Source organism: Streptomyces sp. NPDC060205 (assembly GCF_042728395.1).
Classification (GTDB): domain Bacteria; phylum Actinomycetota; class Actinomycetes; order Streptomycetales; family Streptomycetaceae; genus Streptomyces.
Genome location: NZ_JBHWZP010000300.1, coordinates 1 through 11,178, shown reverse-complemented (window position 1 = coordinate 11,178; position 11,178 = coordinate 1). Strand labels below are relative to the sequence as shown.

The 11,178-nt window shown below is 68.8% G+C and carries 8 protein-coding genes; 3 read left to right on the top strand and 5 right to left on the bottom strand.

The genetic code is table 11. The features are described from left to right. Nucleotides 1-296: 296 nt before the first annotated feature. Complete coding sequence (locus ACFWGJ_RS35225) at nucleotides 297-905, top strand: hypothetical protein (RefSeq protein WP_387332733.1); 609 nt, start codon at nucleotides 297-299, stop codon at nucleotides 903-905. A gap of 88 nt (nucleotides 906-993) precedes the next feature. On the opposite strand, the gene ACFWGJ_RS35220 is transcribed toward ACFWGJ_RS35225, so the two are convergent. Then, nucleotides 994-2,391, bottom strand: a complete 1,398-nt coding sequence (locus ACFWGJ_RS35220) for a M20/M25/M40 family metallo-hydrolase (RefSeq protein ID WP_387332731.1) — start codon at nucleotides 2,389-2,391, stop codon at nucleotides 994-996. A 500-nt stretch (nucleotides 2,392-2,891) separates the two neighbouring features. Here ACFWGJ_RS35220 and ACFWGJ_RS35215 point away from each other — a divergent pair, with 500 nt between their 5' ends. After that, the gene (locus ACFWGJ_RS35215; RefSeq protein WP_387332729.1) at nucleotides 2,892-3,605 is read left to right on the top strand and encodes a FadR/GntR family transcriptional regulator; all 714 of its coding nucleotides are present in this window, start codon (nucleotides 2,892-2,894) and stop codon (nucleotides 3,603-3,605) included. 123 nt (nucleotides 3,606-3,728) lie between these two features. Here the strand turns inward: ACFWGJ_RS35215 and ACFWGJ_RS35210 are convergent, their stop codons facing one another. Further along, nucleotides 3,729-4,886: an aminotransferase class V-fold PLP-dependent enzyme gene (locus ACFWGJ_RS35210; RefSeq protein ID WP_387332727.1), complete on the bottom strand. Its 1,158-nt coding sequence runs from the start codon at nucleotides 4,884-4,886 to the stop codon at nucleotides 3,729-3,731. Between the two features lie 630 nt (nucleotides 4,887-5,516). Between ACFWGJ_RS35210 and ACFWGJ_RS35205 the strand changes: the two genes are divergently transcribed. Further along, nucleotides 5,517-5,672: a hypothetical protein gene (locus ACFWGJ_RS35205; RefSeq protein ID WP_107016990.1), complete on the top strand. Its 156-nt coding sequence runs from the start codon at nucleotides 5,517-5,519 to the stop codon at nucleotides 5,670-5,672. 370 nt (nucleotides 5,673-6,042) lie between these two features. Here ACFWGJ_RS35205 and ACFWGJ_RS35200 read toward each other — a convergent pair whose 3' ends face one another. The 3 genes from ACFWGJ_RS35200 to ACFWGJ_RS35190 form a co-directional block, all read right to left on the bottom strand. Beyond that, on the bottom strand, nucleotides 6,043-8,811 hold the full coding sequence (locus ACFWGJ_RS35200) for a LuxR C-terminal-related transcriptional regulator (protein WP_387332725.1): 2,769 nt from the start codon (nucleotides 8,809-8,811) through the stop codon (nucleotides 6,043-6,045). A 184-nt stretch (nucleotides 8,812-8,995) separates the two neighbouring features. Next, complete coding sequence (locus ACFWGJ_RS35195) at nucleotides 8,996-9,556, bottom strand: MarR family winged helix-turn-helix transcriptional regulator (protein ID WP_387332724.1); 561 nt, start codon at nucleotides 9,554-9,556, stop codon at nucleotides 8,996-8,998. Further along, nucleotides 9,553-10,902, bottom strand: coding sequence for an NAD(P)/FAD-dependent oxidoreductase (locus tag ACFWGJ_RS35190; protein WP_387332722.1), 1,350 nt, complete (start codon nucleotides 10,900-10,902; stop codon nucleotides 9,553-9,555). The genes ACFWGJ_RS35195 and ACFWGJ_RS35190 overlap by 4 nt, the downstream gene beginning before the upstream one ends. Nucleotides 10,903-11,178 lie beyond the last annotated feature (276 nt).

Sequence of the window (11,178 nt, the reverse complement as noted above, 5' to 3'; positions counted from 1 at the left end):
CCTGAGCGCTGCGGCAAGCGACCCCGTGTCCTCTCCTGTCCCGGTTGTTTATCGTTAGCCCTGTTTTAGTTCCTCTGTGCTGCCCGGTGCACCCAAATGCAACCGGCAGTCGACCCCGAACGCCACGGCGAGGGTCGCTACCCGGTGGCCGCAGGTTCCAGCCGAATGGCACTGCTTCGGTATCCTCCTGTGCGTGGCATCGGAGGCCATGTGGGCAGCGATTACTGGGCAGTTGACCTCAGGGTTTCGTGGTAGCGTCCTTGTTCGGAGGGACAGTGCAACCTGAAAGGGAAATCGTGAACACGGAGAAGATCGCCGCTCGCCGCCTCTCGCTGGAAGAGGTGACGAAACTCGGCGTGAAGGACAGGCTCTTCGTTTCCGCCGACACGGCAGAACTTAAAATTCCCGACTGCTATGTCCCTGCTTTTCTGACCAAGCCCGGTGAGGATTTCGAGGGCGGTTCGGTCACGGCGAGAACCGTATTCCAGGAGGAGATCTCCTGTCTTCCTGACGACGAGAACGAAGCCGGAATCTACGTGGCCGACGAAAACGGATCGGTGACCATCGAGGTCCTCCAGTCCGCCGGTGTCGTGCTGGACCTGGCGCTCTTCGTCCCCGGTGGCGACAAGGGGGCCCTCACGGCCCTCTACGCTGCGGCCCGGCAGGCGTTCGGCGCCGACGTCGTGCAGATCTGGCGCCAGGGCCTCAAGGAGGTTCCCGACGTGAAGGTCGACATCTTCGAGGAGCAGATTCCCCGGGGGCGCAAGGCGAGCGACAGTCCCAAGCGTGACCGTCGCGCGATCGACACCTACCCCACCCGTGCGGACTTCATCGAGTTCTCGGACGGGTGGAAGCCGGTCGTCGAGATCCACAGGCCGATCGTTGACGACACCCCGACCATCTGAGACGCCGTCCCCTTGCGTTCTCGGCCTGACTGAACGCCGAGAACGCATGCGGCGCACCTGATCGACCCCTGAGCGGTCCAGGGTGCCATCAGGAAATAACGTGGTCGTCGTGCTGTCCCAGTTCCGCGAGCAGCGTCACCGTGGTGCGGATGCCGGCCATGAACCATGCGAGCGTCAGGTTCTCGTCCGGTCCGTGCTGGGACTGGTCCGCGTTGCCGCACGGGACCTGGATCGTGGGGACACCGAGTGTCTTGGTGAAGACATAAAGCGGGAGGCTTCCGCCGATCCCGGGCCACAACACCGGCTCCTGACCCTGCGCCGCCACGATGGCGCGTCGGACGGGCTCCACGTAGGGGGAGTCGATCGGTGTCCGGGACGGCTCCATGCTGCCGCCGAGGCGCTCGACGGTGATGTGCGGCGCGTGCTGCCGAACGTGGGCACAGACCTTGGCGAAGATGTCGTCGGCCCGTTGTGCCTCGACCAGCCTGATGTCGCACTTGGCGACCGCTCGGTGGGGCAGCACCGACTTCATCCCCGGTCCGTCGTAGCCTCCGTGCAGGCCGTTGACGGTGAGGGTCGGCCACACGACACGGCGTTCGGCCACGCTGCGGTCACGCGGTTCGGCCAGCTCCTCGAAGTCCAGGTCGCGTTTCATGGCGGTGACGTCGATCTCCAGCTTTTCCAGCGCCGCCTGCCCGGCAGCGGTCAGTGGCTGGACGTCGTCGTAGAACCCGTCGATCGTCACGTGCCCCCGGGTGTCCTTCATCGTGGCGAGCAGCTGCACCAGATCCCACACCGGATCCGGTGCGACACCGCCCCAATGCCCGCTGTGCAGGTCGGCGTTGGCGCCGGTCGCGCGCAGCTCGAAGCCGAGGGCGCCGCGTACGCCCAGGGAGATCATCGGGCGCCCGCTGGGGTCGACCGGCCCGTCGCTGATCACCACCAGGTCGGCCCGCAGCAGGTCTCCGTGTTCCGCGACGAACGCCGGCATCTGCGGACTGCCGATCTCCTCCTCACCGTCGAGCAACACCTTGACATTGCAGGGGAGTTGTTCGTGGCAGGCAAGGAATGCCTCGATGGCGAGCAACTGCGCGAAGTGCTGTCCCTTGTTGTCCGCCGCACCGCGCGCATAGATCCGGCCGTCGCGGATCACTGGCTTGAACGGGTCGGATGTCCAGCCGTCCTTGAAGTCGGCGGGCTGCACGTCGTAGTGGCCGTACAGCAGCAGGGTCGGACCGGAGGCCCCCGTCCTCTGACCGAACACCATCGGCGCACCGGCCGTGGGCACCAGCTCGGTGTCCAGACCGATGTCACGCATGCGGTCGCGGATGTAGTGAGCCACTTCGACGACCCCCTGGCCCGACGCGCTGATGCTGGGCCGTGACACGTAGTCGATCAGTCTGTCGACGTACGCCTGCTGCCGCTGTTCGATGTGTTCAAGAACAGTGCGTACCGAGGCGGGGATGTCACCCTGGCTGTCGTTCATCGTGTCCGCCCGAGTGTCAGAAGATGCGACCCCGCTCCGCCTGCTCCATGCCCACCTGCGCAGTTGCTCGCACCGGCGACTTCCGGGCCGCCGACTGCCGCACCGGCCATCCGGACGAACGCGCGTCGGGACAGTGCGCCATCGGATTGCCGAGGACGGTTCATGCGGCGTACCACCATTCCTGTTGACCTCAGATCGCCCACCCCAGTACGTGGCTGGAGCGATGTGCGGGGAGCGACTGCGGGATAGGGCGAACGGCCGTCAGGCGCGCACTGTCACAGAGCGCCCCGTCGTCGGGGCTGGGCTGTATCGCGGCGCGGAGGTGCTGGCCGAAACGGACCGAAAAGCTTCATTGGTAGGACCGGTAGGGACAATATTCGTCGGAGGATGCAGGGTCAAGTGGCCGAGTTCGACCATTACGGCGTCGTGTCCGCAGGCCGGCGAGGCGGCTCACCGCTGTTGACCTGCGCATACGGGTCTGTCAACCTGGCCCTACTGGTATGACCGAAGCGGAGGGGTCGATGGGCGCGGAGCGTTCTCTGGGTCGTCAGCGCAAGCCGGAGATGGTGGCTGAGGCGATGCTGGCCCGCATACGCTCCGGCGAACTGGCCGTGGGCGCGAGGCTGCCGTCCGAGCGGGACCTCGCCACCGAGTACGGCGTGAGCAGGAACGCGGTACGCGAGGCCCTGACCGTTCTGCAGCTCAGCGGGCACGTCGAGACGCGGCTCGGTGACGGCAGCTACGTCGTACAGCCCACCGTCGTCGAGAACCGGGACGACAACAAGGGGCTGTCGGCCGGTACGAGCATCGCCGAGTCTCTCCAGGCCCGTGAGGCCCTGGAACTGGCCAGTGCCCTCATGGCGATCCGTAAGGCGACACGATCCGACCTGCTCAAGATCGATGCGGCCGTCGCCGAGATGGAGGAGCACTTGGAGCGCGAGGACTTCGAGAGCTATCTGCGCGCCACCCTGGACCTCCACCTCGCGATCGCGTCGGCCTCACGCACACCACTGCTGCTCAGCCTGGTGGCCGAGCTGACGGAGAAGCACCGGGCGGACCAGTGGGTCCTGCACGATCGCTACACCCCGGAGATCGGCGCCTACTCCTTGGACGTACACCGGGCGCTCGCCCAGGCGATCCGGGACAAGGACGTCGCGGGAGTGTACGAGGCGACCTGCCGTCACTATGAGGAATACCCCGCCCTCCACGGTTGAGCACGATCACGAGCGCCAGTGCCTGTGCCTGTGCCTGTGCCTGTGCCAGCGTGAGCATCAGTGCGGGCGTGGGCGCGGCCACCCGCGGTCGGCAGTCACGGCGTGGCGCGCACGACCATCGGATCAGGCGGCGTGGCGGGTGCGCCGCGCGAGACCGCGTCGCAGGATGTCGGAGAAACGCTCGACGTCGTCAGCGGTGTTGTACAGGCCGAAGGAGACGCGGATGCCGTCGCGGACGGGGGAGAGGCGTACGTTCGCGGCGGCGAAGTACTCCGGCCAGCCTGGCTCGGTGAGTTCCAGTACGTAGATGTGGGAGCGGCGCTCGCGTTCGGTCGGGCCGGCCAGGGTGATGCCGAGGTCGTCCAGGCGCGCCATGAGCTGGTCGCCGAGAGACAGTACGTGCTCTTCGATCCGCGCGGTCGTGACGCCCTCCAGGAGGTCGAGTGCGGCGCCCAGGGCGTGGATGGCGGGGAGGTTGAAGTTGCCGATCTCGAAGCGGTGGGCGTCGGCGTGGAGTTCGACCGGATCGGGGCCGGCGACGAGGTCCGCCCGAGCGTTCGCCACACCTGCCGCCGCCACATAGGTGGGGGGCAACCGCGCCCCGTCACGCGGGGTGTGCAGGAAGCCGAGCCCCTGCGGTACGAGCAGCCCCTTGTGGCAGCCGGAGGCCAGAGCCGAGACGTTCAGGGCGTGGGCGTCGACCTCCAGGACGCCCACGGACTGCATGGCGTCGACGACGACTTCGACGCCGTGGCGGCGGGCGAGGCCCGCGATGGCGGCGATGTCGTTGCGCTGTCCGCTGTGGAACATGACATGGGAAACGGCGATCGCGCGAGTGCGTTCGCCGATGTGGGGAGCGAAGGTGTAGGCGTCGGCCCACTTCTTGTCCTGGGGTATCAGACGGACTTCCAGCCCGTGTTGTCGCCGATTCAGCCAGGCGTAGGCGTTGTTGGGATGCTCGCCCTCCAGGAGCAGCACATGGTCGCCAGGCTCCCAGGGCACGCCGTGTGCGGCGATGTTCAGGCCCTCGGAGGTGTTCTTGGTGAACGCGATCTCCTGGGCGCCGACGCCCAGGAAAGTGGCGAGCCGGACGCGGACCTCCTCCACCCGGGTCAGCCAGTCCTTCTTCGGGCCCGCGGTGAGGAGTGCCTGGTCGTAGAAGGCGTCGAGTGCCGCCCGGACGGGCCTGGACAGCGGTGTCTGGTGAGCGGAGTCGAGGTAGAGGAGCTTGTCGGCCGCGGGGAACTGGGCTCGAAGGCCGGAATCGGTGAGGACGCTCACGGATGTTTCCCTCGTTCTGTGAGGCTTGGCGGGCGGTGAGAACGGCGTCGTACGGTGCAGGTCCTGCACGCGCCGAGAGGTTCGCGGCGCGGGAACGGCCGCTGCATCCCGTGTCGGCGTTGATAATTGGTAGGACCGGTAAGACCAACTGTGCACGGAGTGCTGATCGAGGTCAAGGGTCCTCGGCCGTGCCAGAGGCCCGGTGGCCGCGGGAGTCATCCACCCGGCGGTGCTGGCCGCTGGGACCTACGTCGCATCGGCGTTCGCGCGGCCCGGCACCGTGTGCTGGTGGGGTCCCATGTGCCTGATGCCGGCCGTGGTGGTCTTCTTCGCGGGAGTGATCGGGACGATCCGCTACGAGCAGTACCTGCGTGCTCTCCTGCCTGAGTCGGACGGTGCAGGAGAGGCAGGGCGGTAACCGCGCCCGACCCGTGGCGGCCCGGTCGGGCAGCCACTTCCCGGCGAGTTCTCGTGAGAGGTGCGTGGATGTCGTGTCGCCGGGCACTAGGGCTAACGCACCGAGGTCCTGGTGCAGTTCGGGGCCGGGACCTACGGGTAGTGCGAAATTTTTGCCGCTGTGAAGCTCATACGCACATGCGTCTGAGCCGGACCTGAAGACAGGAGCTTCAAATGATCATCCTTGGGCTTATTCTGCTGCTCATCGGCCTGCTTGTCGGCATGGGGCTGCTCACCACCATCGGCGGCATCCTCATCCTGGTGGGTGTCATCCTGTGGGTCCTGGGTGCGTCCGGCCGCGCGGTCGGTGGACGCAAGCACTTCTTCTGAGGTCAAGGCGTCTCACCACATCGCTGCGATGAGTGACGGTCCAGGCTGCTGAAAGCCTCGGTCGTCCAGACGGAGCGGCGGCATGGCGTGAAAATCGCCGGCCGCCATCCGCAGTGGATGCGGACGGGCGCGGCCGTACCACCGTCATCATGTGTGGGCTGAGGTTATGGAGTGCAGCCGAGCAACTCCAGGAGCCCCATGCGAGCCATCCACGCCCATGATCCGGGGTCCTGCGTGACCTTTCCTCCCAGAACTGTCAGCTCGGGGGCGGGCTTCGACGCCCGATGCTCGGTCGGTGCCGCTCGCCCGGGTCGACTCGGCCCTCCGCCCGGCGCCCGGGGAACCCCGGGCTGTCCCCTAAGAACGACCGTCAGGCGTCGGGCAGCGCGGCGCGGAGCTTGTTCCGCGACTTGACGTCGAGCTTGGTGAACACCTTGCGCAGGTGCCACTCGACGGTGCGAGGGCTGATGAACAGCGCGGCACCGATCTCTGAGTTCGTCATTCCGTCAGCTGCCAGCCGGGCGATCTGCCTCTCCTGCGCCGTGAGGGCCTCGCGCACGCCACTGGTGTCGGGCTGACGAGGCCGTACCGTCTCGCCGGTCGCCAGAAGCTCGCGCCGGGCGCGCTCGGCGTAGGAGACCGCGCCGAATCCCCGGAACGCCTCATGGGCTGTGCGCAGGTGTTCCCGCGCGTCGACGCGGCGGTTCTCGCGGCGAAGCCACTCGCCGTACAGGAGATGCGTGCGGGCGAGTTGGACGGCTATCCGGCTGCGTCCGAGCCGATCCAGGGCGTCCCGGTACAACCGCTCGGCCGCCGGACCCTCCTCCAGCAGGGCTCGCGAGCGGGCCAGCACGCCGAGCGCCCAGTCCGTACCGCCGGCGTCGGCCCGCTCCGCCAGCCTGCGCAGTGCCACCGCGGCCGTCTCGGGGGCGCCGCTGCGAGCGGCCGACTCGACGACCTCTGCCAGAGCGAACCCGATCACGGACATGTCCTCGTACTCCATGACCAGTTCGCCGTGGGTCAGCGCGTCCTGGTACCGGCCGAAACCGTTGTACAGGACCGCGAGCAAGTAGTGTCCGAGACCGATGGCGCGCCCCTCGCCCCAGGAACTCGCCTCCCCGATGCCGCTCCGGATCACCGCTTCCGCCCGCGGATCGCCACTCCAGGCCATGAGAAGCATCGCGGGGTACGACATCGGCGAGTGACCGGTCACCTCCCTGATGGAATCGGCTTCACCGACGAGCATCGCCGCAAGGTCGAAGTCACCGGCGTGCACGTGCATGGCGGCGCGGTAACCGAGCGCCAGCGGAAGGAAGTTGAGCGCTCCGGTGTCACGGGCCGAGCGCACCGCGTGCGTGGTCAGCTCGTACCACGTCTCGTCGTCCCACATGTCGCCGGCGGCCAGCCACGTCAGCCACAGCCACCGCATGACATCGTCGCCGCCGTCCTCGGCGGCATCCCGGAAAGCCCTCAGGGCGGTCCTCAACAGCGGCGCCCCCTGGGCGCACCCGTCGGCGAGCCAGGTCACCAGACCGTCGAGAAGAAGATCCGAGGGCCGCGGAGGTTGTGCCCCGGGCGGTGCAGTGCGGGCGGCCTCGGCGACCTCCCGTACATCGACATGGTCAGGCAGGCGCCCGGCGAAGACCGCCGCCCCGATGGCATCGAGATAGGCCTCACGTGCCTGCGCCTCATCGATCCTCGTCAGCCGGCCGGCCGCGTCGAGCAACAGGGGGAGCGCCTCGCCGCCGCGTCTTCGTGCGAACACGATCTGGGCACGGAGCCAGGTCTGTCGCGCCTGCTGCGCCTCGGCCGGTCGGCTCAGCTGCGCGGCGGTGAGAAGCTGCAGCGCCGTGTCGGGGGAACCCGACGCGAACGCGGCCTGCGCGGCGGCTGCGGCCCGCGTCGCGCGCCGCTCGGGATCAGGGGTCAGCTCCGTCGCACGTCTCAGGAACGCCGCCGCCGCCGCGATACCGCCGCGGGCCTCGGCCCGACCGGCGGACCGCTCCAGCTCCGCCGCCAGTTCCTCGTCCGGATCGGTCGCCGCGTGGGCGCGGTGCCAGGCCTGACGGTCGGAGTCGAGGACGGAATCGGTCGCCTCGGCCAGCGCGCGGTGCACGTCCCGGCGCACCGCCGGATCAGCCCCGCGATAGGCGGCCGAGCGCACCAGCGGATGCCGGAACCGCACGCTCGTACCGAACTCGATCAGCCCCGCCGCTTCCGCCGCCGCAGCGGCGTCCGGGGCGATATCGAGCCGCGCGACCACCCGTCGCAGCAACGGAGCATCACCCAGCGGTTCCGCTGCCGCCGCCAGCAGCAGCCGTTGCGCCGCAGCCGGCAGCGCGCCGATGCGCCGCAGATAACTCTCCTCGATCTGGTTCGGGAGCGGCCGCGCGTCCGGACGCCCGAACCCGCCCGCCAGCTCCGCCGCGCTCAGGCCTCGTGTCAGCTCCAGCAGCGCCAGTGGGTTGCCCCGGGTCTCGGCGACGACGCGGTCCCGGACGTGTTCGTCCAGCCGCCCGGGGACCACCGATTCCAGCAGGGCGCGCGCATCGTCGTCGTGCAGTCCACGGACCACGATCTCGCGCAGCCCCTCGAAGGGGTCACCGGCCGCGGCGGACGCCGACGCACGCACCGCGAACACCAACGCCATCCGCTCCGCCAGCAGCCGGCGTGCGACGAAGGACAGTGTCTGCGCCGAGACCTGGTCGAGCCACTGGGCGTCGTCCACGACGCACACGACCGGCTGCTCCTCCGACGCTTCCGCCAGCAGGCTGAGTACCGCAAGCCCCACGAGGAAACGGTCCGGCGCGCTGCCCGCACTCAGACCGAACGCGACGGACAGCGCATCACGCTGCGGGACGGGAATGTGGTCGAGGCCGCCCATCAGCGGTACGCACAGCTGATGCAGTCCCGCGTACGCCAGCTCCATCTCCGATTCGACGCCGACGGCCCGCAGGATCCGGCAGCCGACGGCGCTGCCCACCAGCTGGTCCACCAAAGCGGACTTGCCGACTCCGGCCTCGCCGCGCAGCACGAGTACCTGCCCCTGGCCCGTCCTGGCGCCGGCAAGCACTTCGGCCAGCACCTCACACTCGGCACGTCGGCCACGCAGCCCGCGAAGAGGAGCGCTGCTCGCCATCCGCCACCACCATGCAGTTCAGGGCGCCGAGCCTGATCAACTCAGGTCGTCCCCATCATGCATCAATATGCGTGGAGTGAACAAACATCCACAGGGCGGTGGTCGCGAGACGCTTCGGCCAGTCGCTCCCTGCCGCGGTCGGCTGCCGACCGAGGGTGTGGATCAGAGTTCGGCAGACAGTTCGTCAGCCGTCGCTCGGCTCAGCCTGCTTTCCCTCCCGTGTACGACCCGCGGAACCGGGCGGGACATCCGAGTGGCCGGGGAGTGCGCCCCGCACCACCTCGGTGGACGAACCCTCCCGCAGATAGCGGAGAAGATCGTGGTCGGCGCCCTCGTCGACGAGCCCCTCCACCGCCTGCCGGATGGTCTCGTCGACCAGTTGGCCGCCTCGGCGCAACGTCTCCCGTGCCACCGGAGTGAGGTGCACGTCGACGCTGCGCCGGTCATGGGCCGCCGTCGACGTGGTGATCAGCGCGCGGCTCTCAAGGCGTGTCACCAACCGGCTCGTGGCCGACTGGCTCAGCCCGATCTCGCCGGCCAGGTCCTGCAGGTACAACCAGCCGTGCGCGGTGGCCGTGCCCTGCTGCAGCACCGTCAGCGCCTGGAACTCGCGCAGGCTCAGCCCGAAGTGCTCATGGAGCCGTCCCTCCACCGCGTTCTCGATCCGGCCGTGGAGACGGTCCAGTGCCCTCCAGCGCGCGATCAGTGCCGAGCCCCGGCCCGCCGTCACCCCTGACCGCTTCACCGGGCCGGCACATCGGCGGACCGCTCCCCGCCACGGGGGTTGCCACCTGCCACGAAGGCCTCCCGCGGCCGTTGTACCGAGGCCAGGGACACGACGTCCCTCCCGTACAGCACGGCGGTGACCCATACGGCGAGCACCCTGACCTTGCGCTCCCAGGTGGGCACGGCGAGTACGTGGTAGCCACGGTGCATGAGCCAGGCGGGGAACCCCTTGATGACCAGACGCCGGTACTGGAAGATGCCGCGTCCCAGGCCCAGGGTGGCGACCACCCCCAGGCCGTGGTGCACGTAGTCCTTGGTGGCTCGTCCGCGTAGCGTCGCCAGGATGTTCTTCGCGAGCAGCCTGCCCTGACGTACCGCGTGCTGGGCGTTGGGGACCGTGTGCGCCCCTGGGCGGCCCGCCGCGAGGTCGGGGACGGCGGCGTCGTCACCGGCGGCCCACACGTCCTCCAGCGGAGCGTCCTGTGTTCCCACCCGCAGATCGGCGCGTACGGTCAGCAGGCCACGCTCGTCGACGGGGAGGTCCGTGTGGTTGTGCACGATCGGGTTGGCCGCGTTGCCCGCGGTCCACACGAGGAGGCCGGAGTCGAACTCCTCGCCGTTCGACAGCACGATGTGACCGTGTTCCGCGGAGACGAGCTGGGTGTTCAGGTGCACCTGGGCGCCCCGCTGCCGCAGTGAGCGCACGACCCAGGCGCCGGGCCCGTCGCCGACCTCCGGAAGAATGCGCCCGCGCGCCTCGACAAGGTGGAACCGCAGTTCCTCCGCGGACAGTTCGGGGTAGTGCCGCAGCAGGGCGGTCGCCAGGGAGAGCAGTTCCCCGAACCCCTCCACCCCGGAGAAGCCGCCACCGACGAACGTGACGGTGAGGAGTCTGCGCCGCTCGGGTCCTCGTGGGAGCGTCGCCGCGCGGTCGAACGAGGTGAGCAGCCGGTCGCGGATGGCGACGGCTTCCTCGACGTGTTTGAGCCCGAACGCCTCCTCGCCGAGCCCGGGTATCGCGAAGGTGCGGGTGACCGCTCCAGCCGTGACCACCAGGACGTCGTAGGACAGCTCGTAGTCCGGACCGCTGTCCGGGCGGACGGTGACGGTGCGGTCGTGGTGGCGGACGCCCGTCACCGTGCCGGCGATCAGCCGCGTCCGGTGCAGGTGCCGCCGCAGTGACACCGCCGCGTGGCGTGCCTCTACGGAGCCCGCCACGACCTCAGGCAGGAAGGGCTGGTACGTCATATAGGGCCGCGGGTCGACGACGGTTACCCGCGCCTCGCCCCGGCGCACCTTCTTCTCCAGGCCCCACGCGGCGTAGAAACCCGCGTAACCGCCACCCACGATCAGGATCTCCCGCACGGCGTCCTCTGTTCTCTCGGCTTCAACCTTTTGACCGGACGGGCGCCTCATCTGTGACATCGGCAGCCGAGCGCGCGGAGACGGTGTGACGGTGTCACAACCATGGCGCGGACGCTGTCTCCTACGGGTGAGCGCCACCACTGTCCGTCAAGTCGTCGTCTTCCTGACGCATCCATGAATGCGGTGGCCCGAGGAGTTACACGTGACCAGCACAGCGCAGCCACCCCAGTCCGGCGCCCGACCGGTTCCTCCGGAGCATCTCGGGCATGTCATCTT